The sequence below is a fragment of the Sodalis ligni genome, from assembly GCF_016865525.2.
Taxonomy (GTDB): domain Bacteria; phylum Pseudomonadota; class Gammaproteobacteria; order Enterobacterales; family Enterobacteriaceae; genus Acerihabitans; species Acerihabitans ligni.
This window is the reverse complement of the sequence record NZ_CP075169.1, coordinates 5,720,192-5,743,827: the sequence shown is the minus strand read 5'-3', so window position 1 is coordinate 5,743,827 and position 23,636 is coordinate 5,720,192. Positions and strand designations below refer to the sequence as shown.

Annotated in this window: 20 protein-coding genes and 1 pseudogene; 12 read left to right on the top strand and 9 right to left on the bottom strand. The window is 54.5% G+C overall.

The genetic code is table 11. The annotated features are described in order from the left end of the window. Positions 1-4: 4 nt before the first annotated feature. On the bottom strand, positions 5-1,072 hold the full coding sequence (locus GTU79_RS26760) for an SDR family oxidoreductase (protein WP_203520543.1): 1,068 nt from the start codon (positions 1,070-1,072) through the stop codon (positions 5-7). A gap of 123 nt (positions 1,073-1,195) precedes the next feature. On the opposite strand from GTU79_RS26760, the gene GTU79_RS26755 reads away from it, so the two are divergent. Further along, positions 1,196-2,104 carry a LysR family transcriptional regulator gene (locus tag GTU79_RS26755; RefSeq protein ID WP_203520545.1) on the top strand — a complete coding sequence of 303 codons (909 nt, stop codon included), beginning with the start codon at positions 1,196-1,198 and terminating at the stop codon, positions 2,102-2,104. 72 nt (positions 2,105-2,176) lie between these two features. Here the strand turns inward: GTU79_RS26755 and GTU79_RS26750 are convergent, their stop codons facing one another. Beyond that, positions 2,177-3,142 (bottom strand): Rpn family recombination-promoting nuclease/putative transposase, encoded by a 966-nt coding sequence (locus GTU79_RS26750; protein WP_203520547.1) that lies wholly within the window; start codon positions 3,140-3,142, stop codon positions 2,177-2,179. 126 nt (positions 3,143-3,268) lie between these two features. Next, the gene (locus GTU79_RS26745; protein ID WP_132924838.1) at positions 3,269-3,493 is read right to left on the bottom strand and encodes a SymE family type I addiction module toxin; all 225 of its coding nucleotides are present in this window, start codon (positions 3,491-3,493) and stop codon (positions 3,269-3,271) included. A gap of 581 nt (positions 3,494-4,074) precedes the next feature. Between GTU79_RS26745 and GTU79_RS26740 the strand changes: the two genes are divergently transcribed. After that, complete coding sequence (locus tag GTU79_RS26740) at positions 4,075-4,782, top strand: glutathione S-transferase family protein (RefSeq protein WP_203520549.1); 708 nt, start codon at positions 4,075-4,077, stop codon at positions 4,780-4,782. Between the two features lie 32 nt (positions 4,783-4,814). Here GTU79_RS26740 and GTU79_RS26735 read toward each other — a convergent pair whose 3' ends face one another. Together GTU79_RS26735 and GTU79_RS26730 are read right to left on the bottom strand one after the other, a co-directional pair. After that, positions 4,815-5,231 (bottom strand): hypothetical protein, encoded by a 417-nt coding sequence (locus GTU79_RS26735; RefSeq protein ID WP_203520551.1) that lies wholly within the window; start codon positions 5,229-5,231, stop codon positions 4,815-4,817. Positions 5,232-5,495: 264 nt separating this feature from the next. Further along, a complete protein-coding gene (locus GTU79_RS26730; RefSeq protein WP_203520553.1) occupies positions 5,496-6,797 on the bottom strand; it encodes an MFS transporter in 1,302 nt (433 codons plus the stop codon). A 310-nt stretch (positions 6,798-7,107) separates the two neighbouring features. On the opposite strand from GTU79_RS26730, the gene GTU79_RS26725 reads away from it, so the two are divergent. After that, positions 7,108-8,553, top strand: a complete 1,446-nt coding sequence (locus GTU79_RS26725) for a mechanosensitive ion channel domain-containing protein (protein WP_203520555.1) — start codon at positions 7,108-7,110, stop codon at positions 8,551-8,553. 13 nt (positions 8,554-8,566) lie between these two features. Here the strand turns inward: GTU79_RS26725 and GTU79_RS26720 are convergent, their stop codons facing one another. Then, on the bottom strand, positions 8,567-9,601 hold the full coding sequence (locus GTU79_RS26720) for a LacI family DNA-binding transcriptional regulator (protein WP_413725887.1): 1,035 nt from the start codon (positions 9,599-9,601) through the stop codon (positions 8,567-8,569). Between the two features lie 102 nt (positions 9,602-9,703). Continuing rightward, a complete protein-coding gene (locus GTU79_RS26715; protein ID WP_132924848.1) occupies positions 9,704-10,261 on the bottom strand; it encodes a D-lyxose/D-mannose family sugar isomerase in 558 nt (185 codons plus the stop codon). 204 nt (positions 10,262-10,465) lie between these two features. On the opposite strand from GTU79_RS26715, the gene GTU79_RS26710 reads away from it, so the two are divergent. The 6 genes and pseudogenes from GTU79_RS26710 (at position 10,466) to iraP (ending at position 17,533) form a co-directional block, all read left to right on the top strand. Beyond that, positions 10,466-11,500 (top strand): NAD(P)-dependent alcohol dehydrogenase, encoded by a 1,035-nt coding sequence (locus GTU79_RS26710; protein ID WP_203520557.1) that lies wholly within the window; start codon positions 10,466-10,468, stop codon positions 11,498-11,500. Positions 11,501-11,503: 3 nt separating this feature from the next. Then, positions 11,504-13,036 (top strand): xylulokinase, encoded by a 1,533-nt coding sequence (gene xylB / locus GTU79_RS26705; RefSeq protein WP_203520559.1) that lies wholly within the window; start codon positions 11,504-11,506, stop codon positions 13,034-13,036. Beyond that, positions 13,033-14,536 (top strand): annotated as a pseudogene (locus GTU79_RS26700) (sugar ABC transporter ATP-binding protein). The gene xylB and the pseudogene GTU79_RS26700 overlap by 4 nt, the downstream one beginning before the upstream one ends. A 52-nt stretch (positions 14,537-14,588) precedes the next feature. Beyond that, positions 14,589-15,626 (top strand): ABC transporter permease, encoded by a 1,038-nt coding sequence (locus GTU79_RS26695; protein ID WP_203520563.1) that lies wholly within the window; start codon positions 14,589-14,591, stop codon positions 15,624-15,626. 61 nt (positions 15,627-15,687) lie between these two features. Beyond that, entirely contained in the window at positions 15,688-16,689 is a 1,002-nt protein-coding gene (locus GTU79_RS26690; RefSeq protein ID WP_214513525.1) for a substrate-binding domain-containing protein, read from the top strand. Between the two features lie 514 nt (positions 16,690-17,203). Beyond that, complete coding sequence (gene iraP / locus GTU79_RS26685; protein WP_203520565.1) at positions 17,204-17,533, top strand: anti-adapter protein IraP; 330 nt, start codon at positions 17,204-17,206, stop codon at positions 17,531-17,533. On the opposite strand, the gene GTU79_RS26680 is transcribed toward iraP, so the two are convergent. Continuing rightward, entirely contained in the window at positions 17,530-18,810 is a 1,281-nt protein-coding gene (locus GTU79_RS26680; RefSeq protein ID WP_203520567.1) for an SGNH/GDSL hydrolase family protein, read from the bottom strand. The two genes, iraP and GTU79_RS26680, sit on opposite strands and share 4 nt — an antisense overlap. Before the next feature lie 113 nt (positions 18,811-18,923). On the opposite strand from GTU79_RS26680, the gene GTU79_RS26675 reads away from it, so the two are divergent. Further along, on the top strand, positions 18,924-19,832 hold the full coding sequence (locus tag GTU79_RS26675) for a LysR family transcriptional regulator (RefSeq protein WP_203520569.1): 909 nt from the start codon (positions 18,924-18,926) through the stop codon (positions 19,830-19,832). A gap of 4 nt (positions 19,833-19,836) precedes the next feature. Here the strand turns inward: GTU79_RS26675 and GTU79_RS26670 are convergent, their stop codons facing one another. Beyond that, positions 19,837-20,496 (bottom strand): DsbA family oxidoreductase, encoded by a 660-nt coding sequence (locus GTU79_RS26670; RefSeq protein ID WP_203520571.1) that lies wholly within the window; start codon positions 20,494-20,496, stop codon positions 19,837-19,839. A 307-nt stretch (positions 20,497-20,803) separates the two neighbouring features. Between GTU79_RS26670 and GTU79_RS26665 the strand changes: the two genes are divergently transcribed. Together GTU79_RS26665 and GTU79_RS26660 are read left to right on the top strand one after the other, a co-directional pair. Further along, positions 20,804-21,946, top strand: coding sequence for a winged helix-turn-helix domain-containing protein (locus GTU79_RS26665; protein ID WP_203520574.1), 1,143 nt, complete (start codon positions 20,804-20,806; stop codon positions 21,944-21,946). A gap of 162 nt (positions 21,947-22,108) precedes the next feature. After that, positions 22,109-23,551, top strand: coding sequence for an EmmdR/YeeO family multidrug/toxin efflux MATE transporter (locus GTU79_RS26660; protein ID WP_253073436.1), 1,443 nt, complete (start codon positions 22,109-22,111; stop codon positions 23,549-23,551). Positions 23,552-23,636: the final 85 nt, after the last annotated feature.

Sequence of the window (23,636 nt, the reverse complement as noted above, 5' to 3'; positions counted from 1 at the left end):
CGGGTCAGGCCGGAATAATCCGCTGAGCCTTCAACAGTTCAAACAGGTCGATAAACGCGTCGCGGGTGTCCTGATAGTCCAAAAACCCGGCTTTCCTGCTTTTGCTCATATTGGTCATGACCTCCATCGGCCGGCCGAGATCGGCGTCGGTGTGCCACCATGAGGCCAGTTTATCAACGTCGGCTTCCCGCAGCGAATGACGTGCGGCAATGGCTTTCCACTGGGTCGCCGCATCCTGCATGTGGTGTTCCAGCGGTTGAGGGGAATCGGGGAAAGGCGCCGCCTCGATACCGAAATAGTCCGCCAGTTGCGACCACATCCATTGCCAACGGAACACATCGCCGTTAACCACGTTGAAATCTTCATTTTGTCCGCCGGGCCGGGTGGCGGCCCATTCCAGATGCCTGGCCAGCAGCCGGGCATCGGTCATATCCGTCAGACCGTGCCACTGCATGGCCGAACCCGGAAACACAAACGGCCGCCCGGTGTGCTTGCATAAGGTTGCATAGACCGCCAGCGTCACCCCCATGTTCATGGCATTGCCGATGGCATAGCCGATAATGGTATGGGGCCGGTGCACGCTCCAGGAAAAATCAAATTGTTTGGCCGCGGCGAACAGTTCATCTTCCTGGGCATAATAAAAATTATCCACCGACTGCCGCCCCTGCTCTTCACGAAAGGGCGTCGGGGGAACCGCGCCGGTGCCATAGGCGTCAAACGGACCTAAATAGTGTTTTAATCCGGTAACCAGGGCGGCATGGCCATGGGCCAATGTCCCGCCGAGAGTATGCAGCACGTTGCGCACCATGGCGCCGTTGACCCGGATGTTCTCCTGTTCATTGGCCTGCCGCGCCCAGGCGGCAAAAAATACCCGATCAACCTGCAGCCCTTGCAGCGCCGACCGTACCGACGGCTCGGAGGCGAGATCGGCAATCAGGGAAATCGAACCTTCCGGAACGGGGGTACGGCCGCGGGAGATGCCGTAAACCTGCCATCCGTCTTCCAACAGTCTTTCCGCCAGCGCGCTGCCGATAACGCCGCTGATGCCTACAATCAATGCGCGATGCTGCATGATGGATAACTCCCATACTGTCAGTGAAATAGCTTCGCCAAGCTCTAGCCTGCCAGCTTAAACTAGAACTGATTTCTTATTTCAGTTATTATTTCCGGCCATTAATGAATATTTGTCCTTAATATGACATCTTCCCTCGAACGCCTGACCGGCATCGCCCCTTTTGTCTATGCCGCCGACTGCGGCAGTTTTGTCGCGGCGTCGGAACAATTGAACCTTACCGGTTCCGCCATCAGTAAAAGTGTAGCCCGGCTTGAACAGCGGCTGGGCGTTCGCCTATTTGAACGCACTACCCGGCAGTTGAAACTCACCGATGCCGGGCAGGCCTTTTACGAAACCTGCACCCGCATATTGTATGACTTGGCGGAAGCGGAATCGGTGCTGGCGGCCCAAAAGACCACTCCTGCCGGACGGCTGCGCATTGATTTACCGGCCTCGTTCGGACGGCTTAAGGTCATGCCCGTCCTTACCGATTTTTGCCATCGCCATCCTTATTTGCGTCCTTATATCACCTTCACCGATCGTCTGGTTGATTTAGCGGAGGAAGGCATCGACGTCGCGGTGAGAATCGGCGGCATCAACGAGCTGCCGCCGGCCATAGGACACCGCTATCTGGGGTGCGAAAGGCTGATTTTCTGCACGACCCCGGCGTATCTGGCGCGCCGGGGCGTACCGGCAACCCTGGGAGATCTCGCTGACCATGACAACATTGTTTACGGTAACGCCAACGGGGCGATGAAACCCTGGTCTTTCCCGCCGGACGTGGTCACCCGACCTCCGATGATGGGCTATCGCATGATGGTAAGCGACAGTGAGGCGCAGCTGGCTGCTCTGCGGGCCGGACTCGGCATTGCCCAGATCGCCACCTGGCTGGTGAACGAGTGTCTGGAAAACGGCACATTTGTCCAGGTGCTTAAGGATGTTTCCCTGGATGGACTGCCGTTGCATCTAGTGTGGCCAAAAAACAAACAGCTGCTGCCTAAGGTTGATGCGCTGCTACAGGCGTTAACGGAGGGTCTGGCAATTCGTTGACTGCTGCGTAGACATTCCGCAGCCGCTCCTGAGCAGTCATGGCCGAGGGGGTAAGACCTTTATTTTATTGACCTATTTTTTATTGACCTGTTTTTTTTGTTGTACCAGGCAGTCGAGCTCCTCATCGGTGAGACCCGTCCACTTCTTGACCAATGCAAGATCAGTACCATCCGCTAAAGACTGCCGGGCTACCTCAAGCTTACCTTCCAACTTGCCTTCCAACTTGCCTTCTATTCGACCGACATGCTTTCCCTCCTGCTTGCCCTTCTTTAGCCCTATCAATTCAAAATGTTGTGCTATGGTTATCATATCCTCTTCCTCCAGACAACGCGGCGCATGCTGTGACAGCATCCGCACAAAAATTTCGGCATCATCAGTTTTCCCTGCTTGCGCAATGTAGGTGAGCAGGCTTTTGCGCAGTTCCTCTGATGGGCGCCATTGGTTCAGCAGGTTGATGATATCTTTAACCAGCAGTGACATATCCCGCAACCGAATATGTTTTTGCACCAGTTCCAGCAATGCAACCCGTCGATGGGTTTTAATCTCATCATCCGGAATGACCGACAGATCAATCACAGGAAAGGGGCGGGTATAAACATCCCTGGCCAATTCCCCATCGCGGAAACAGCTAAACCAGTCATTGTCATAGGGGTAACCGCTTTTAAGGCCCCCTTGATAAAACAACAGCGGCACCACCACCGGCAGCGTTTTATGCCCCTGATCAAGGTGCTGCTGCATGGCCGCCAGGCTATAACGCAGCAAACGAAACGCCATTAACCGATGCGGGCTGCTCTGGTGTTCCACCAGACAATAAATATAGCCTGTTCCCTTGCGAGTCCGCACCGAATAAAGCATATCCGAGTAATGGGTGCGTAAATTTTTTTCAACAAACGAACCGGAGCACAGGGTCAGTGTATTAAAATTGCAGCGCTGCCGTAAAGAGGGAGGCAAATGTATTTGAAAAAAATCCCGGGCAATGCCGACATCGCTCAAAAATGTTTTGAATAATGCATCATGATGGGAATGATTAATTATCATATAAGATGTCCATATCATTATTAATTATAACAATCGAAACAACACGGCGTTCTCGTTTTTCTCCAAAAAGATTTTCTATGGGGCCTTGTAATGCGTCTTGCGCTTATTTATAGACGATCATGCCCGTTACGCCGCCGGGGCCGGCCTGATAACCAATCGCCCCGGTTCCACCGATACCGTGACATGCTGGCCGGTCAGAAAGCCGCAGGCCTCAAGCCAGCGGCCGCCAAGATAAATGGCCGGGGAAGGGTTGTCCCTGCCGCCGTTTGGAACGTAGCCCACAATATAACGCCGGTCTGAACGGTCCGCTTGTGCCGTATGAGTTACTGCATGAACAACCTTTTTAGCCATGGTGGGTCTCTCTTTGATTTAACGTTGTTGACGGTGAACGACGAATAAGAACTGCCAACGGTTTGCCGCACCAAGGTAGGGAAAACAACGGGCATGGGAAATAACGAAACGCCAGATAAACCTTGGTAGTTCTGTTATCAGATAAAAGGTGGAAATATACGCCGTCTTGACACTGTATATATTATCAGGAGGATTAAAAAAGTCGAAATAAAAAACAGAAAAGAACTATGAAAAATATTTATTCAAAAAGATATGCTTGATGTAATTTTAAGATATATAACGTTCATTGATATCATTTTTTATTTCACCGCTGGGATAAACTCACATGCATTATATGGGCTGCATATCGACATGATGGCGCACAATAAATAGGCTGATAGGCAAAAATACCGGCGCGGGCCGGTCTCCTCTCCTCTCTTCTCCTCTCTTCTCCTCTCTTCTCCTCTCTTCTCCTCTCTTGCCCGTTGCGCTGCCTGGGGTAAGGCAGTATGTTGAATTGAATCCTTTACAATGTTGAATCAAGTATTTCGTCGCCGCGTTTGGCTTAACGTTTGGCGCACCGAACACAAAAGGGTAATGTCATGATCACGTTTTACTTTAATTTGGCGCCCAACCCCGCCAAAATCGCGCTCTTCCTGGAAGAAGCGCAGCTGCCTTACGACGCCGTTCCGGTGGATACCGCCAAAGGGGAACAACATCTGCCCGCCTTTCGGGCCATCAATCCCAACGGTAAGGTGCCGGCGATTACCGACGGCGAGGGGCCGGGGGGCAAAGAGATCAGGGTGTTTGACTCCACGGCCATCCTGCTTTATCTGGCGGAAAAAACCGGCAAATTCCTCGGCGCGCCGGAGGATCGGCCGGAACTGCTGTCCTGGCTGCTGTTCATTGCCACCGGCGTGGGACCCTATTCCGGCCAGGCGGTGCATTTCCAGTACGCCGCGCCGGACGCTATTCCTTATGCCGTCAATCGCTATCGCCGGGAAGTGGAGCGCCATTACCGGGTATTGGATAACCATCTGGCGGGACGGGAGTATATCGTGGGAGAGGGGTTTACCATCGCCGATATATCAGCCTGGGGCTGGCTCGACCGCGCGCCGAAGATATTCAAGGGCGAAGACGATCCGCTGGGGAAATTTCCCCATCTGAAGGCCTGGTTCCAGCGGGTGGATGCCCGTCAGGCCGTGAGCCGCGCCCGGGCGCTGGGTAAAGATCACAATTTTAAAACCGCCAGCGACGAAGAGAGCCGCCGGGCGCTTTTCCCGTCCAATTATCCGGACAGCCAGGGCTGACGGACAGGACCCTGCGACGGCTTCGCCGGGTCTTACCTCACCATACCGCCCATATCCCGCCCATTAGCCTTATCATCTTTACGCTCTGCGGCGAGGGCAAGGGCTTCGTTTCGTTCTGCGGCGCTCTTCGTAACGGTTTTCTCTACCCTAAATGTAAAGCCTTTTTCCTTCATAACCTGATCAACGTCGGCAGACAATTTATGCAATTGACCTGCTTTCTTGCTGTTATGAGTGCCCTTGTTATTTTTCACCGTGGCAAGTTTGTTGGCCACCTGATCGCGCAATGCCGTTAACTTAGTGTTAATGGTCTTCGGTGTATTGAAGGCGTTGATCGGCGTATTGCGTATTTCTTTGAACTGCTTGGTCAATGCGGTGATTTCCCGGCTTGTGACATGCTCCGCCGGGGTGAGTGCTTGATGTTTACAACTGCCTAAACCGAAAATACTCATTGTTCGCTCTTTATGTAAGTCAAAATAATTAGGCTGAAAACAATGTCACAGTAATCGTCGAGAAAATATCAAAAAACGACCAAATCTGTCAGCCCACAGGGTGGAAAATTGATCTTGCTGCGATTGCAACCAAGGAAGCGCTAACGAAAAGCCCAATGCATTTAATGGGCTAGAGGAGTTTAGGGTCCGACTGAACGCCTTATGAACCGAATGGGGAGATTCATCGTTAACGACGGTGAATCTCCCGGGAAACACGTTTAAGGCTTAATGTATCGGCGCCAGAGTGGAATCGCTTCGGGGTTGGGAAGGGGATTTGTCATCAAACTTCGGCGCTTTGACAAAGGTCCATAAAATCACCGCGCCGCCCACGTCCAGTACGCTTAAAAAGATAAAGAACGGGTTGTAGCCGATGGTTTTCACCAGCGCGCCCATGATCAATGTACAAATCAGGATACCGGTCCAGCCGGCGGAACCGGCGAAGCCGCTGACGGTGGAGACCTCGTCCCGTTTGAACAGGTCGGTGGCCATGACGATACACTGAGTGGACAACATTTGATGGGCAAATGCGCAGATGGAAACCAGTCCGATGGCCACATAGGCGCTATTGACAAAACCGACAAATGACAGCGGCAGCATCATGAGCGCGCCGAGGGAAAAGGTCAGCCGACGGGCATTGATGGTGTTTACCCCCCAAACCTTCATCATGATTTTATTCAGGAAGCCGCCGGCCAGTCCGCCGAAATCGGCGGCGAGAAAGGGCAGCCAGGCGTATAGGGCAATGTCTTTTAGCTCCATGTGGCGTACCGTTATCAGATATATCGGCAGCCAGAAATTAATGGTGCCCCAGGTGGGATCGGCAAGAAAGCGCGGCAAGGCGATGCCCCAGAAATTGCGCATTTTGAAAAAGGACATCACCGCCGGTTTTTTGCCGTCGGCCATCAAATGCCGCTCTTGGCCCGCGCTGATATAGTCCGCTTCCTCTTTGGTCACCATAGTGTGTTTTTGCGGCGAGTCGTATAAGAACCACCACATTACGGCAAAAACCAATCCTATGGCGCCGGTGATGACAAAGGACATCTGCCAGTTGTATTTCAACAGCGCCCAGACCACCAGCGGCGGCGCCAGCATGGCACCGATTGAGGTACCGATATTGGCGATACCGCCGGCGATGCCTCTTTCCGTGGCCGGGAACCATTCGGAATTACATTTCACCCCCGACGGAATGGCGGATGCTTCGCTGAGTCCCATGATGCCGCGCAGGAACGCCAACCCGCCCCATGAGGTGCATCCCGCATGGGCCATATTGGTCACCGACCAAATGACAATCATGATGAAAAAGCCGAGTTTCAGGCCAATAATGTCGATGATATAACCGCATATGGGCTGCGCGACGGTATAGGCCAGTTGGAATGAGCTCAGAATCCAGGAATATTGCTGTTCAGTAATATGTATTTCTTTAAATAACGTCGGCGCGGCCACGCTTAATGAGCTTCTTGCCAGAGCGTTAATGATGGTGCCAAGCGAAACCAGGCCAATCATCCACCAGCGAAGATGTTTTATTTTCATTTTGAAAGCTCCTGCGCGCCCAAAGCCGACAGCCAAAGATGAGGCAGTACGGCGGCTACAATGTTCATCACCAGTTGTCCTTTGCAGAGTAATTAATTATGAGAGCAAATTAGAACATGTAAGACTACCATTCAAGTATGATAGGTGTGGTTTTATGAGACGTGTCCCATATAAAAATGCAACGCAACACTTTGCATTGCAAAAGTGTAAGGTCAGGCATTTTAAGCGCCTTGGGCAGGCTCACATTACCTCTCTACTGCAAAATCAGGTATTGTTGGGATCTTGCTGCCGATGATGATGGTGAATGTGAATGGGTCTCGTGGGATTCTCTTTTCCGCTTCTGTGCGCCTTGCTATTGCTGGCTATCGATCTGACGCTGTGGCAATGGTTTGCAAACAAATGGTTTCGCTGGAAGGTATTAATTCGTCTGGGTTTGTACTTCCTTTTCAGCCTGGCGTTAATGAATGCCGGATTAAGCCCCTTGTCCCCGATTCCGGCGGCAATACCGTCGTCCTATCATGCACTGGTGATTATCCTGGCTATTGCCTGGTGGCTGTTGGGGGCCCGGACGCTGACCGTGCTGATGATACTGATATTGGCGCCCCGCATCGGCGGTAAAGGCCATCTTCTGCAAGACGTGCTGGGGGCGTTTATTTTCCTGATGGCTGCCTTGGCGGCGTCAACCTACGTGCTCGATTTACCGCTGAAAGGCCTGCTGGCAACCTCCGGCGCCGTGGCGATTATCCTTGGCCTGGCGGTGCAAAGCACCCTGAGCGACGTATTTTCCGGCATTGTGCTCAACGCCACCAAGCCGTTTCGCGTCGATGACTGGATACGGGTGGATGATATCGATGGGAAGGTGATTGAGATCGATTGGCGCTCAACCCACTTATTGACCCCGGAAGGCAGCATGGCGGTGATCCCCAATGCCATGGCGGCCAAAACGCGCATTGTCAATTTCAGCCGTCCCGATCATTTTCATTCCGTTACGCTCAGCGTTGAACTCCCCGTGCGGTTGCGTCCCAGCCTGGCGCTGGACGCCCTGGAGAAAGCGCTGCAAGGCTGCCGCGAACTCCTGCTGCAGCCCCAGTCCGGGGCGCTGGTGAAAAAAGCCTATGTACGATACGTGGAATATGAAGTGACCGGCTACGTCAAATCCCGGGATCGTCTCGATGCGGTGCGTAATCAGCTATACGACCTCATTTATCGCCAGCTGTCGGTCATGGAAAGTCTGGATCGCGGTAACCCGGTCAGACCGCTGACGCGGCAGTCGGCGGTGCTCAATACCGTGAGCGCGTTGCGCATGCTCAGCGACGACGACAGGGCCGAGCTCGGGGAAAAAATGCGGCTGACGCTGTTCAGCGCCGGCGAGGTGATCCTTGAGCAGGGCGTAGTGCCGGAGGAATTGCTCATTATCGAGTCCGGGGTGGTGTCGGTGACCACCGGATCGCAGGATAACGAACTGGAGGTAGGCCGCATGGGGCCGGGAGAAGTCATGGGGGAGACCGGCATCGTCGATCACAGCGCCTGCGTGGCGCGGTTCAGCGCCATGACGGACTGCGTGGTTTACCGAATCAGTTACGGCGATCTTGAACCTTGGCTGGAGGAGCATGGGGAATTGCGCGAGGTCATGGTGAGATTGGCCCATTTCCGTGCGCAAAAAAGGGATTCAGTGGTTCAACAGCAGCCCCCGGCGCCCAGAAAAAAAGGCTTTATGCACTGGCTGCGCCAAATGCAGAGGAATCCCAGGGAATGACCCATGCCAGTCTTTACCCTTTGCTCGGCAGCGCCGTCACGGAGCCGGGGTAAATGACTTTCCCACGGATGATCACTTTGCTGGGTTCGACATCCGCATCCGTGGCCCTTCTGATGGCCAGATTCAGCGCCTGGTAGGCAATTTCATTCATGTTGTGGGCGATGCAGGGAAAACTGAAACCGTAGATATTGGCATCGGGTATTTCGTCAATACTGAACAGCGAGACATCTTTCTGGGGTTTTATTTTATGATCGATACAGGACTTTATGATACCCAGGGAAATCTGGTTATTGGTGCCGACAAAATAATCCGGCAGGGGATTGCTTTCGATATAGCGGCTGGTGACCTGGTAGGCCGGCATCATGAAAAAGTCGGCGTGCAATATGTCCAGATTCTCAATGGCTCCCTGTAATACCGCGCTGATTCCAATGATGCGATCCCGCGATACGTTTGAGTCTTCCGGACCTGAAACCACCACCACCCGGTTGACCTGCTTCGACAGCAGGTAGCGGCCGGCCTGTAGCCCGCAGTCAAGGTTATCGATATATACCCCGCTGCAGTTCTTGACGTTGAGATCCCGGTCCACCAATACCACGGGGATATTCAGTATTTCCAGCCGTTTCAAATAGGCGGGGTAATAGGACCTGTCGGAAGAAATAACGGAAAGAATAATCGCATCGACGCCGTAGCCGATGAGCTTGTCAATGATACGGTTTTCTATTTCCTGCGACTCATAGGAATCGAAAATCAGGGTGTCATAGCCTTCTTTATGCGCGGCCAGCGTCATCTCTTTAGCCAATTGCCCAAAGAAAGGATTGCTCATATCGGGATTGACGATCCCGATGGTTTTGCTGGCCTTGGCCCGCAGGGTCCGGGCCGCGGCATTGACGATGTAACCCATGCTTTCAGCCGCGTCCAGGACGCGTTTCAACGTGTCGGGATGAACTTTTTCCGGATGCGTAAAGGCTCTGGACACGGTGATCTTACTAACATTTGATTGAGCCGCGACGCTCTCCAGCGTCGCCTTCCGATGTCGAGATGCTACCACAGGCGCCCCACAGTCTAAGCTATCATTGTGCATCATTATTCTATCATGACATAACAATGCTGATGATGCCAGTCTCCCGGAGACGGTTGTCGCCGGCGGGCATTAGAGCGTCGAGGCGCGCACGACCTTCGGATCGGTAAAAATATCGTAATCGTCGCGGCTTTCCGAGGAGAATTCCGACACGACGGCGCCCTGCGCGCCGGCCTGGAACCAATGCCGGGTATTGGGAGCGATGGTATATTGTTCGCCGGGCCTTAAGAGTATATATCTATGACAAGTATAATATTTTTCAAAGCCTTCCGGCGGTCGGCACATGAGGGAACCGTCCTGGCGTTTATTCGGCGTCAGGCTATCGTCATCCACAAACAGATAGACTTCCCCCCAGCGACAGCGAAACGTCTCCTGCTTGCCCGGCCCCTGATTGAAAGGGGGGTGAAGATGTTCCGGGCAGGTCTGCTCGGGCAACAGCACCAGCTCTTTGGCACAGTAGCGCGGCGAATTGATATAGGTCAGCAGCTGCAGTCCCGAACGGGGATAATCACCCAGGCCGAAATCAGCTATCTCAATGTTTTCCCTTTCTTTTGTCGTTAACATGATATGAGCAGATTCGAACATATGCTGCGTTTGTTCGAGTGCAGTGGTACGAGAGGTGTTGATCATCTTATCCCCTTAATAATGTTATCGTTTTCATTTAAAAGGCGAACCCATGCCGGCGTGTCATATGCACTGAGTCGTCACAAATAATACTTTCGAATATTTAATAAAAGTTCTGACTCCGTCACAAAATAATAACAAGCTTTCCATTAGGATTTGCATCAATCAATGTTATCGATATCATTTAATGATAAATTTCGGAGCGATCAAATGAAAGCATTAGTGCTAGAGAAAGCCGGCAAAATCTCCATTCAGAATAAAGCGTTTGATGAAACTCTGGAGGAAACCGACGTTCAGGTCAAAATCCACTCCGTGGGCATCTGCGGCAGCGACATCCATTATTACCAGCATGGACGTATCGGACCTTTTGTCGTTCAGGCTCCCATGGTGCTGGGCCATGAAGCTTCCGGCACCGTGCTGGCGGTGGGCAAGAAAGTCACGCACATCAAGGTGGGCGATCGGGTCTGCATGGAGCCGGGCATCCCGGACATGCAGTCGCCGCAGTCTCGCGCGGGCATTTACAATCTCGACCCGGCCGTGCGTTTCTGGGCGACGCCGCCCATCGACGGCAGCCTGCGTGAAACCCTGATCCATCCCGCCGCCTTTACTTTCCCGCTGCCGGACAATGTGAGTTTCGCCGAAGGGGCTATGGTTGAACCTTTAGCCATCGGCATGCACGCGGCAACCAAAGCCGGCATCAAACCCGGCGACATCGCCCTGGTGATCGGAGCGGGCACCATCGGCGTGGTAACGGCATTGGCCGCCCTGGCCGGGGGCTGTGCGGAAGTCATCATTTGCGATGTATTCGATGAGAAACTGGCAATTGCCGCCAATTATCAGGGCCTGCACGCGGTAAACATCAAAAGCGGCCAACTGGCGCAAAAGGTCAGCGAACTGACCAGCGGCAACGGCGTGGATATCGTGTTTGAATGCAGCGGTTCAAAAGCGGCTATCGCCACCGTCAGCGAACATATCGCGCCGGGGGGCACCGCGGTGTTGATCGGTATGCCCATAGACGCCGCGCCGTTGGATATCGTGGCCGCCCAGGCGAAGGAAGTGACGTTCAAAACCATTTTCCGCTACGCCAATATGTATCCGCGCACCCTGCGCCTGTTGAGTTCCGGAAAATTGAACGTCAAACCGCTTATTTCAGCCACCTACAAATTTGCCGAAGGCATAGAAGCCTTTGAGCGCGCGGCGGCGGGCAATCCTACAGATATCAAAATCATGTTGGAAATGGAGTAAAACATGCCTCTTTATGCCGGGATTGACTGCGGGACCCAGGGAACCAAGGTCGTCATTATCGATACCGAGCAGGGGGCAACCCTTGGCGAGGGTTCTGCGCCGCATGAAATGATTTCCAACTCCAACGGGCGCCGGGAGCAGGATGCCCAATGGTGGATTGATGCCCTGTGCCTGGCGTTTGGGCGTGCGGTCAAGGCCGCCGGGATATCGCCGGCGGATATCGCGGCCATGGCCGTCTCGGGCCAGCAGCACGGCTTTGTTGCGCTGGACAAGGAGGGCCGGGTGCTGCGGGCGGTCAAGCTTTGGTGCGACACCGAAACCGCGGAGGAGAACGACCGGCTGCTGGCGCTGCTGGGCGGCGTCAAAGGCTCCATCGAACACTTGGGTCTTATGGTGGCCACCGGCTATACGGCGTCAAAGATACTCTGGCTGAAAACCCACCATCCGGCGCTTTGGCAGCGGCTGGAAACGGTGCTTCTGCCCCATGATTACCTTAATTTCTGGCTTACCGGCAACCGCGTCGCCGAATATGGCGACGCCTCGGGCAGCGGTTTGTTTGATGTTCGCCGCCGTTGTTGGGACCGGCATACGGTAGAACTCATTGATGACAGCGGCAGGTTGTGGAATGCCCTGCCGCCTCTGGTGAGCGCCGACAGCCTGATAGGAACGGTATGCCCGGCGGCGGCCGAGCGGCTGGGGGTCAATGTCACCACCCGGGTCGCCAGCGGCGGCGGCGACAATATGATGGGCGCCATCGGCACCGGCAATACCCGGCCGGGGCGGGTTACCATGAGCCTGGGAACCTCCGGCACGCTGTTTGCGTATTCGGATACTCCCGTGATATCGGATTCGGCGATGATCGCCGGCTTTTGCTCCAGCAATAACGGCTGGCTGCCGCTTATCTGCACCATGAACGTCACCTCGGCGACGTCCGCGGTCCAGAAGCTGTTCAAACAGGATTTGGTGCGGTTTAACCAGGCGCTGGAGCAGTCGGAAATCGGCGCCGGCGGAATCTTGATGCTGCCGTTCTTCAACGGCGAACGGGTGCCGGCCTTGCCTTATGCCAAAGCCAGTTTGCACAACATGGATACCGACAACTTTACCGAAGACAATCTCTGCCGCGCCGTGGTGGAAAGCGCCACCTTCGGCCTGCGGTACGGCCTGGATCTGTTCCGCAGCCAGGGGATCGTCGCCACGGAAATAAGGCTAATCGGCGGGGGATCGAAGAGCCGGCATTGGCGGCAGATGGTGGCGGATATCATGGATTGCCCGGTGGTATGCCTACGGCAAAATGAAACCGCCGCGCTGGGGGCCGCCATCCAGGCCGCCTGGTGCGACGGATTACAGCCGGCGGCGACGCCGGGGGAACCGGTACCGGCGGCGTCCGACCTGCTGTCCGCGCTTTGCGAAAAGTTCGTGCAGCTGGATGAAAGCACCCTGACACGGCCCATTCCTAGTCAGCAGCAGCGTTATACCGACCTCTATGCAAATTATCTTGCGTTGCTGAATAAAGAATATGCACAGGTGGCTTTATGAATGATGACGCATTGACTCCCGAACCCACGTATCTGCTTGAAGTCACCGGGGTTAAAAAATCCTTTGGTCCCGTGGTGGCGCTGAAGAATATCGAGTTTTGCCTAAGGCGCGGGTCGATACATGCGCTATGCGGCGGCAACGGGGCCGGAAAATCCACCTTTCTCAGTATTCTGATGGGGTTTATCCAGCCGGACAGCGGCGAAATCTATATTAACGGCAAGCGCTGCGAATTCGCTCATCCCCGCGAGGCCATGGATGCCGGCGTGGCCATTGTGCAGCAGGAATTAAGTACTATTCCCGATCTTACCGCGGCGGAGAATATTTATCTGGGCCGGGAGCCGCGCAAGCTGGGTTTTATCGATTTTAAAATGATGAATGCCCAAACCGTCGAATTATTGAAAAGTCTGGATTTTAAAATCTCTCCTTCGGAGAAGATGCGTAATCTGAGCGTCGCCGAGCAGCAACTGGTGGAAATCGCGAAAGCGCTTTCCCATTCCGATGCCGATATCATCATCATGGACGAACCCACCTCAGCCATCGGCGAGGAGGATGTGAAAAAAATATTTCAAGTGATTCGACAGCTTGCCGCCCGGGGAAAGGGGATCATTTATGTTACCCATCGTCTTTCCGAAATATTCCAAATAGCGGATAGCTATACTATTTTCCGGGACGGGACCTATATCCACGAAGGGATTCTCAGCGACATCAATCGTGAACAGTTGATCGAATATATCATCGGCGGCGAGTTCAAAGATGAATTCGCCAAATTCAACTCCCCGGTGAAAAGTCTTGATGGAAGTCAAAGGATTAAGCTGGAAGGACAAGGTTCATGATATCAGCCTGACCCTCAAGCAGGGAGAGATACTGGGTATTTACGGCCTGGTGGGGTCGGGACGCAGCGAGTTTCTCGATCTTATCTTCGGTATCAATCATGCGGATTCAGGGACGATCCATATTGGCGAGCGTCTTTTGCACAAGCACTCGCCGGCGCAATCCATCAAGGCGGGTATTGCCTACGTTACGGAAGATCGCAAGGATACCGGATTGGTCTTGAGCAGCTCAGTGACCGAAAATATCAATATCGCTTCCTTTCCCGCCATCAGCCGCGGGGGGTTTATCGATAGCAAACAGCAGCAGCGCCGCGCCGATGAGATGATCAAGCTGTTCGGCATAAAAACGCCGGATAGCGAACATATCGTCAGTAACCTGAGCGGCGGGAATCAGCAAAAAGTGGTGCTGGGCCGCTGGGCATTACTGGATCCGGAGGTATTGCTGCTGGACGAGCCGACGCGCGGGATTGATGTCGGCGCCAAAAAGGAAATCTATCGGTTTATGTCAGAATTTGCGCTTAAGGATAAAGGCATTGTTATGGTCTCTTCAGAACTCGCGGAAATTATTGGTATGAGCGATCGAATCCTGGTGTTTAGAAACGGTTGTCTGGCCGGGGAGTTATCAGGTGATAAAGCAACGCAGGCGGACTTGATGAAGTTAGCCGTTTAATCCGTATATTGCGGAAAATTCATCGACTACCTTATATTTAAGAGACTTTATTATGAATAGCACATATTCTGCTTTGCCACGCGCTTCGTTTTTTAATCGTAATAAGCGGCGCCTGCATAAATACGGCATTATCATCGCCTTTTTTATTTTATGTCTTGCTGTCACGGTTATTGGTGAAGTGCAAGTGACCAACGGTGCCTGGTCGAGTAATTATTTTCTAAGCCAGGATAATATATTAATCGTTTTCCGTCAGATTTCCATTAACGGTATTCTGGCCATCGGTATGACGTTTGTCATTATCACGGCCGGCGTGGATTTGTCCGTAGGTTCGGTGCTGGCGCTGGCGGGTATTGTGGCCGCCCGGTTCGCCACCACCAACAGCAATATGGCCATTGGCGACACGGCGAATGCGATACTGTTACCGACGCTGGTTGCCCTCGGGATCGGTTTGGTCTGCGGCGTGATCAACGGTACTATTCTGGCGCGTTACCGCCTGCAGCCTTTTATTGTCACCATGGGCATGCTTTCCGCCGCCCGTGGCCTGTCTTTATTGACCACCGACGGTAATCCGGTATCTCAGCTGAACGATGATTTTCGCTGGCTGGGGAATGGTTATATTCTCGGCATCCCGGTGCCGGTGGTGCTGTTTGCCGTTCTGTTGGTTCTCGCCTGGATTGTGCTGAATAAAACGACGTTCGGCCGTTATGTCTACGCGGTGGGGGGCAACCAGAAAAGCGCCCGTACTTCCGGTATCAATGTTCTGAAAATCAAGGTCTTGGTTTATACATTATGCGGCGCGATGGCGGGTATTGCCGGTTTGATTTTGACGGCCCGCACCGGCTCCGCACAAACCAGCGCGGGCACTGCCTATGAATTGGATGCTATTGCCGCCGTCGTTATCGGCGGTACCAGTATGGTTGGCGGTATCGGCACGCTGGTGGGCACGTTATTCGGGGTTTTAATTATCGGCGTCATGAATAATGGCCTGGATCTTCTCGGCGTACAGTCTTATTACCAACAGATCATCAAGGGGGCGCTTATTGTCATTGCCGTAATGCTGGATCCGTCACGCAAGCAGCAGCGTGATTAATTTGAAATTTGACGTTTTATCTCTACCTAGCCATTACCCTATATTGTATCCAGGAGAATATATGAAAAAAATGACGAAGTTATCCCTTATTGCCTCTTCACTGATGCTTTGTATGTCAACGGAGGCAGAGGCCGCTCCGGTTAAAATTTCCGTCTTGATGTACGGTATGAAAGCCGAATTCGTCCAGCTCATGGAAAAGGCGGCGAAAGAGCATCCAGAGGTCAAAAACGGCGATGTGCAAATCACCATGTATGACGGTCGCTACGATCCGATGGTGCAGAATAATCAGGCCGAAACGGCGATACAAACCAAAGCGGATGCAATCATCGTCAACCCGATGGATTACGAGGCTAATATTGATGTGGTCACCATGGCCAATAAAGCCAAGATTCCGGTTATCGTCACCAATGCCCGTCTGAATACCGACAAAATGACCAGTGAAGTGGTATCCGACGATGTGCTGGGGGGATATCTTGACGCCAAGGCCGTCCTGAAAAAGATGAACTGCAAAGGCAATGTCGTTATCTTCGAAGGACCCATCGGCGGATCCGGTGAAATCCAGCGCGGTCAGGGCATAGATAAAGCCATTGCCGAATGCGGCAAGGGCAATGTCACCGTTTTGGAACGCAAAACCGCCAACTGGTCCCGTGCGGAAGCGCTGCCGTTGATGGAAAACTGGCTGCAGAAACACCGTGGCAAAATCAACGGCGTGATCGGTGAGAATGACGAAATGGCGCTCGGCGCCATAGAAGCGATAAAAGAAGCGAATCTGAATGTGAAGGATTTCTCCATCGGCGGTATTGATGGCGTGACGGATGCCATACGCGCCGTGCAGCAAGGTGAAATGGTGTCCATTCTGCAGGATGCCCATGCGCAAATGCAGGGCTCCATCGATGTGGCCTTACGCGCGGTAAAAGGCAGCAGCTACCAGCCCAAGTCGGACATTTGGCAGCAGTATAAAGGCCAGATGGATTGGAAGGACGGCACAGCTCAACGTTATGCGGTGCCCTGGACCGAAGTGACCGTGGACAACGCGCAGCAACTGCTGGATGCCCGTAAATAGGCTGAGTTATTCATCGGTCCCGTTGTTTCTGGCGATATAAAGGGTTTAAGGCACGGAAATTCAGCATTATTGGCCGTGGATTAAACCTTATAAAGCCAATAAGCGTGATGTGATCGGGTTAAATGGACGCTCTGGTTGGCGCCTGTAGCGGCTTAATGAAATCACTATTTCATTAAGCCGGGGCGGCCATCCGCCAAAGGCGTCCATCATAAATCATATGTATCAGCCTCGGCTTTGCTAAAATCCCCAGTGTTCCGCCGCCTGCCAACCGGTGTGCGGCGGCGATAAAGTCACTGTTTATTCCGATAGTGCATATTTATCTGCTTGCTTCAAATGATACTTAGCCGGAAATGAATGACGAAAAAGAGTTCATTCAACGCAATCAATATTTTATAGATAAATAAAAAAACAGCCGATTTTATTTTATGCTGCTTATGATGTGAATCATGCCCAATGTTTTCGAGCTATTCTGTTAAGCTACGCGCACCGGCCCGCTGACCCTTGAGTCTTTCTTATGCAAAATTTAATTTCGGCAATTCTCATTAAAATGGCAAAAGTAGATTCTCAGTCGAAAGACCTTGCCGCGCAGGTGGATGCACAATCTCTGCTGATGGCCGCGATGTGTTTAACGTTGAAAAGAGGTGAACACGACTCTTTGTCCACCAATATCCTCAAGGCCATGACCGCCGCTACCGTCGCGTCCAAAGAAATTTTGCAGTCGGACGCGGATCTCCTGTTAATGCATATAAATCGGTTGATCTCGATTACCCATTTTGTTGAGGTTCACGTTGAACCTCTTGCCGAAACCACGCCTTCCTTAGAAGGAGACCGTGCCGGGGATTAACGCCGGGGCGGCGCCAAGAGTTCCAGGTCTATGGCATCCGCCATGGCGCGGTTGCCGGCATTGCCGGGGTGGAGATGATCTCCCGAGTCAAATGCCGGTTTGAGCCGGGCAGGACGGGCCGGGTCACGCAGCAGGGCATCGAAGTCAATGACGGCGTCAAAGGCGTGGCTTTCGCGGATCCAGGTATTGACCCGGCGGCGTAGCGCATCTTTATCGACACGATAATAATTGTCCAGCGGCGTCCCCGGCAGGGCGCCCTCGAAAGGGGGCAGGGTGGCGCCGATGATGCGGATCCCACCGGTATGGGCCCGGGTGATTAACTGACGATATCCGGCGATAAGCCCGTCCGCCGACGGTAGCGGGCCAAGGGGATCATAGAGCGTTCCCGGCCAACTGATGTCGTTAATGCCCAGCAGGACGATAACGCTGCGTACGCCGGCCTGGTGGATAGCGTCCCGATCAAACCGGGCCAGGGCATTGGCCCCCATGCCATCGGACAACAGACGGGCGCCGGAAATACCGGCATTAATCACCGCTACGCCCCGCGGCGCGAGGCGCCGGGCCAGAAAGTCGGGCCAGCGGGCGTTGGCATCCATCGTTGCGCCGTTGCCATCCGTCACCGAATCCCCGATAACCGCTACCGTACCGCCGGTGCGTGGGGCATCCACTAAAACAGCGCTCAAAAGGGTACGGGCGGTAACGGGCTGATTGATGCTGATATTTTCCGCCTGGCTTTGGTCGCCCGCCGCAATCCAGGACGTTTGCCGCGCGTCCCAGTGAAAGGTTGTCGTAGGCGTCGGGCCGGGCAAATACACACTCACCGCCAGGCTGGCCAGTGCGGGGACGGCCAGGTCCACCGGGTCGCTTACCAGGGGTGCGCCGGGGGGAATGGCGGCGGTGGTTTTCCCGCCGAAGGTGAGTAAATGAAGGCTGCCCATGTCAATGGCGCCCCGGTCGCCCGCCAGCGCCACCGATGCTTTGCCAAGCGTCAAGGGCGTTTGCCCGTAAGCGTTGGAGAACACTATCCGCAGACGTTTTCCCCCCAGGCTTATTCTCGCCACCTGACGCAGCGTCTGCTTCCCTAACCCATCGGGTATATGGGTGGGGAAGGGAAAGTCCTTTCCCCATACCGCCTGTGGGCTGGCGGTCCAACTGCTTACCCAATGGGCGGCCTGCGCCGCGCCGGCGAACCCTGCCGGCAAGGAGAAGAGCGCTAACGCCGCCAATAGGCTGATAAAATGTGTTAACAGACGATGCTGATGACTGGGTTTCGCCACGATTCTCTTTTCTCCACTTGTGAATTCATAAGACTACCGTGAAGAAATAATGAATTAAAAACCGGATATGAAATAGACTGGCGACACGACTAACAATTGTGACCTGAAATCATATGTCCCGATTAGAAATCAATCGCGCCGGCGAACTGGACGTGTTTGTCCGGGTGGTGGAGCAGGGCAGTTTCTCCATGGCGGCAAGTTTGTTCAACATGACGCCGTCCGCCGTCAGCAAGCTGATAAGCCGGCTGGAAAAGCGCTTAGGCGCGCGCCTGCTTAACCGCACCACCAGGCAACTGCGGCTGACTCCCGAAGGTTGCGTGTTTTATGAGCGCGGTATCCGCATCCTGGCCGATCTGGAAGACGCCGAGCAGGGCGCCGCCGCCGGCAGCGCCCCCCAGGGGCATGTGCGAATCAACGCCAACGTGCCCTTCGGACACCATTTCCTGCTGCCGCTGGTACCGGCGTTCATGGCCCGTTATCCCGACATAAGCCTGGATATCACCCTGGCCGATGAGGTCATCGATATCCTCGAACAGCGGACGGATATCGCGGTGCGCGCCGGGCCGTTGAAAAGCTCCGGCCTGGTGGCGCGCAAACTCGGCCAGACGAAAATGATGATTGTCGGATCGCCGGAATATCTGGCGCAAAACGGCACGCCGCAACGGGTGGAGGATTTGGCGCGGCATAACCGGCTGGGGGCGAATTATATGCGCTCAATGGCGGGATGGCCGTTACTGGGCGACGGGGCGACAACCCTTATGCCGATGAACGGCAGCGTCCGGATCAGCGACGGCGAGGGTTTGCGCCGTTTGGCGCTGGCGGGCGCGGGATTGGCGCGCCTGGCGCTGTTCCAGGTCCGAGAGGATGTGGCCGCCGGCAGGCTGGTGCCGGTGCTGGAGGCCTTCAATCCCGGCGATAGCGAAGACGTCCATGCGGTCTTCCTCGGACAGGGAGGCTATCTCTCCCTGCGGGTCAGGGCGGTGCTGGACTTCCTGGTGGAGAACGTCAACCTGGCCCGCTAAAACATCAGGCTTTGGCGCCGCGGGCCTCAAGCGCCGCAAGAATGGCGCCGCGAAACGCGGCGGCGGGCTGGCCGCCAATCAGCACCTGGCTGTTGTCGATGACAATGGTGGGGACGGAGTTGACCCCGTTGCTGAGCCACCGGTGCTCATCCGCCCGCACTTCCTCGGCATAGCGGCCGGTATCCAGCACTTCTGCCGCGGCGGCGGCGTCCAAGCCCGCGTCTTCGGCCGCCCGCAGCAGTACGGCGCGATCGGAGGGGTTTTGCCCGTCGGTAAAATAGGCGGTGAACAGCAGCCGTTTCAACGCATGCTGGCGGCCTTCCAGGCGGGCCCAATGCAGCAGCCGGTGCGCGTCGAAGGTGTTATAGATCCGGCCGTCGGGAAAGCGGACGCTAATGATGAAACCCACATCCTGCGCCCGCTGGCGAACCCTCTCCTGTCCGGCCTGCGCTTCGGCCGGTGACGAACCGTATTTTTCCCCCACGTGTTCAATCAGGTTCTGACCCTCCGCCGGCATGCCCGGGTTGAGCTCAAAGGGGTGAAAAACGATGTCCGCTTTCACTTCATCCCCCAGATCGGCAAGGGCTTTTTCCAGACCCTGCAGGCCGATAATGCACCAGGGACAGGAAACGTCCGAGACAAAATCAATTTTCAACATATTCATATTGGGTTGTCCTTTAAAATTTGCTCGGTGGTTTTTAAGGTAATGGTATTACCCGTCATGGCGGCTCCTTGAATGCCTGTCTGAATTGACATTTACGACCAAGCACGCTGATTAATAATGTGATATACCCGTCATACTGACGGTTTCAGGTACGTTGGCTGTGCTGCTCGGTTCATCCGTTATGTACGGGATCGAGAATAAAACAACCGCGCTGCGATGGCCTGGACAGACTGATTTATAGCATACCCCGATAGCGCCGGTTTGACATCCCAGGCGGGGGCTGACAGACGAGAGATGAGTATTGGATATGCCTGACCACTCTTTTGCGATATCCCCTGCGCGGGCACGGGAAATCTGGCTCCATGCGCAGCGGCTCGACGTTGCCGCGCCTTTTGGCGATGGACCCGAAGCGGTAAGGCTGGCGGCGGAGCATTTAGGCTATATACAAATCGATACCATTAATGTCATTGAACGCGCCCATCATCATATTCTCTATAGCCGCATTCCGGCCTATAGCCGCGCCGACCTGGATTTGGCGCAGTCGCTGGACAAATCGGTTTTCGAATACTGGACCCATGCCCTGGCCTACGTGCCGTCCTCCGCTTACCGCATGTATGTTTCGGCCATGGACCGGTTCCGCGCCGAGCCAAGTCCGTCGTTTGCCGGATTGGATGCGAACGACTATAGCGCACTGCTGCGGCGCATTCGTGACGGAGGGCCGCTGTCGATCCGGGATATCGACGAAGCGCTGGTGGAAAAGACCCACCCTTGGGGCAGCCGCAAGCCGTCAAGGCGGGCGCTGCGCTACGGCTTTTTTACCGGCGATCTGACGGTCAGCAAGCGCACGGGCATGGTCAAGTCCTATGATCTGTCCAGCCGCCATTTTGGCTGGCGCCGGCGGCCGCGGCCGGTTAACGATGTCCAACTGGCGGATTATCTGCTGCGCCGGGCGCTGCAATCCCAAGGCATGGTCAGCGTGGAGTCCATTTGTTACGGTAATGCGCAGCACAAAGCGCCGATACGCCTGGCCATTGAGTCCGCGGTGAAGCGCGGACGGCTGGCGCCGGTGCATATCGAGGGCAGTCCGAAGGCCCTGCACTGGATCGAACCGGCATGGCTGGAGCGGCAACCGGATCCCCGGTCGGCTCCCCTGGTGCATATTCTCTCGCCATTCGATCCGCTGGTTATCCAGCGTAAGCGTCTGCAGCTCTTTTTCGGCTATGAACATCGTTTTGAAGCTTATGTGCCGGCCGCTAAGCGTCAATTGGGGTATTTTGCGCTGCCGGTGCTGGCAGGGGATGAAATCGTCGCCGCCATTGATCTGAAGATGGACCGCTCGTCGGGGAAATTACTGGTACGGCAATGGACCTGGATGGTGGAGCAACGTCCGGAATTACAGCTGTTGATTGATGAAGCGTTGAGCAGGTTCGAGCGTTTCCAGCAAGCGTGACCATAGCAGCACCCCCTGTAGTTTGAGTTAATACAAAACGTCGTTTTGTTTGAAATAAACTTTCTTAAAATATTTATTTAAAAATATTGCCTATTCGGTGTTTATTACACATTCTTTTAAAGACAACTCCCTGCGCACTTTAGCCGTCTGACCGGAATCATCTTGGTAAACCTTTTGGTAAACTACAGCGCTTTACTCACGGAAAAGCTTAAACATGCCACCTGGTATCAAAAGCGGCATTCCAACCGTGTTCTGTTAAGCCGTGAAGTCATTCCTCTGGCCATACCTATCCTGATTGAAAATCTTTGTGTGCTCCTGATGGGGGTGCTAAGCACATTTTTAGTCAGCTGGCTGGGCAAGGAATCGGTGGCCGCCGTGGGTATGGCGGACAGCTTTAATATGGTGATCCTGTCTTTTTTCGCCGCCGTCGACCTGGGCACCACCGTGGTGGTGGCCTTCAATCTGGGCAAACGTAACCGTAAACAGGCCCGTACCGCCGCCCGGCAGTCTATTACGCTGTTAACGCTGGTGTCGGTTGCCATTGCCTTGCTGATTGAATTCACCGGTCCGTGGATTATTGATTTGATTGCCAACCAGGCCGACCCCATGGTGAAAACCCTGGCCCTCAGCTATTTGCGGGTGACGGTGTGGAGCTATCCGGCCGCCGCCATTGCCCTGATCGGCTGTGGCGCCCTGCGCGGCGCCGGCAATACCAAACTGCCGATGGTCATTAATATCGGCATGAACATTATCAATATTATTATTAGCAGCGTGCTGATTTACGGCAGTTTTTCCTGGCATGGGCTGGGGTTTGTCGGCGCGGGCCTCGGGCTGACCATTTCCCGTTATATCGGCGCCGCCATGGTGTTGATGGTGCTGCGGTCCGAGCTTAATCATGCCCTCCGGTTGCCCCTTAAGAGCTATTTCACCACCCTTAATCCGGCGGTATTGCTTGATGTGCTGAGTATCGGCCTGCCCGCCAGCATCGAGTCGGTGCTGTTCAACGGCGGCAAACTGATTACGCAGTGTTTTGTCGCCGGTATGGGCACCGCGGTCATTGCCGGTAATTTTATCGCGTTCTCCATTGTGTCCTTGATTAACTTGCCCGGCAATGCGTTGGGCTCCACCTCCACCATTATCGTCGGTACCCGGCTGGGTAAAGGTCAAATCTTCCAGTCGGTGCGCCAGCTGAAGTTTATCTTCGGGCTATCCAATGTCGGCGTCTGTTTATTAGGCTTGCTATCGATACCTCTCGCCGGAGTGCTGGCGGCCTTCTACACCAACGATCCTGAGGTTATCCGGGTGGTGAAGCACCTGGTCTGGCTGAATGCCCTGTTTATACCGTTCTGGTCCGCCTCCTGGGTATTGCCGGCCGGCTTGAAGGGCGCCCGGGATGCCCGCTATACCATGTATGTCTCGATGTTGGGCATGTGGGGATGCCGGATTGTCGCCGGTTATACCCTTGGCGTCATTCTGGGATGGGGGGTCAACGGCGTCTGGATGGGGATGTTCCTCGACTGGATCGTGCGCGCGGCGTTTTTCTATCGCCGTATGGAAAGCGGCCGCTGGCTGTGGCGCTACACCCAGCCCAAAATCGCCAAATAACCGCCGCGCTCCTGTCTGCATGCGCCTTCGGCAAGGTGCCGGCGCCGGCCGCGTCCGACATTCCCCAAGGGCGCATATTATCTGC

Coding starts and splice junctions, on each gene's coding strand:
- GTU79_RS26760 (WP_203520543.1), bottom strand. CDS start 1,072: ATGCAGCATCGCGCATTGATTGTAGGCATCAGCGGCGTTATCGGCAGC.
- GTU79_RS26755 (WP_203520545.1), top strand. CDS start 1,196: ATGACATCTTCCCTCGAACGCCTGACCGGCATCGCCCCTTTTGTCTAT.
- GTU79_RS26750 (WP_203520547.1), bottom strand. CDS start 3,142: ATGATAATTAATCATTCCCATCATGATGCATTATTCAAAACATTTTTG.
- GTU79_RS26745 (WP_132924838.1), bottom strand. CDS start 3,493: ATGGCTAAAAAGGTTGTTCATGCAGTAACTCATACGGCACAAGCGGAC.
- GTU79_RS26740 (WP_203520549.1), top strand. CDS start 4,075: ATGATCACGTTTTACTTTAATTTGGCGCCCAACCCCGCCAAAATCGCG.
- GTU79_RS26735 (WP_203520551.1), bottom strand. CDS start 5,231: ATGAGTATTTTCGGTTTAGGCAGTTGTAAACATCAAGCACTCACCCCG.
- GTU79_RS26730 (WP_203520553.1), bottom strand. CDS start 6,797: ATGAAAATAAAACATCTTCGCTGGTGGATGATTGGCCTGGTTTCGCTT.
- GTU79_RS26725 (WP_203520555.1), top strand. CDS start 7,108: ATGGGTCTCGTGGGATTCTCTTTTCCGCTTCTGTGCGCCTTGCTATTG.
- GTU79_RS26715 (WP_132924848.1), bottom strand. CDS start 10,261: ATGATCAACACCTCTCGTACCACTGCACTCGAACAAACGCAGCATATG.
- GTU79_RS26710 (WP_203520557.1), top strand. CDS start 10,466: ATGAAAGCATTAGTGCTAGAGAAAGCCGGCAAAATCTCCATTCAGAAT.
- xylB (WP_203520559.1), top strand. CDS start 11,504: ATGCCTCTTTATGCCGGGATTGACTGCGGGACCCAGGGAACCAAGGTC.
- GTU79_RS26695 (WP_203520563.1), top strand. CDS start 14,589: ATGAATAGCACATATTCTGCTTTGCCACGCGCTTCGTTTTTTAATCGT.
- GTU79_RS26690 (WP_214513525.1), top strand. CDS start 15,688: ATGAAAAAAATGACGAAGTTATCCCTTATTGCCTCTTCACTGATGCTT.
- iraP (WP_203520565.1), top strand. CDS start 17,204: ATGCAAAATTTAATTTCGGCAATTCTCATTAAAATGGCAAAAGTAGAT.
- GTU79_RS26675 (WP_203520569.1), top strand. CDS start 18,924: ATGTCCCGATTAGAAATCAATCGCGCCGGCGAACTGGACGTGTTTGTC.
- GTU79_RS26670 (WP_203520571.1), bottom strand. CDS start 20,496: ATGAATATGTTGAAAATTGATTTTGTCTCGGACGTTTCCTGTCCCTGG.
- GTU79_RS26665 (WP_203520574.1), top strand. CDS start 20,804: ATGCCTGACCACTCTTTTGCGATATCCCCTGCGCGGGCACGGGAAATC.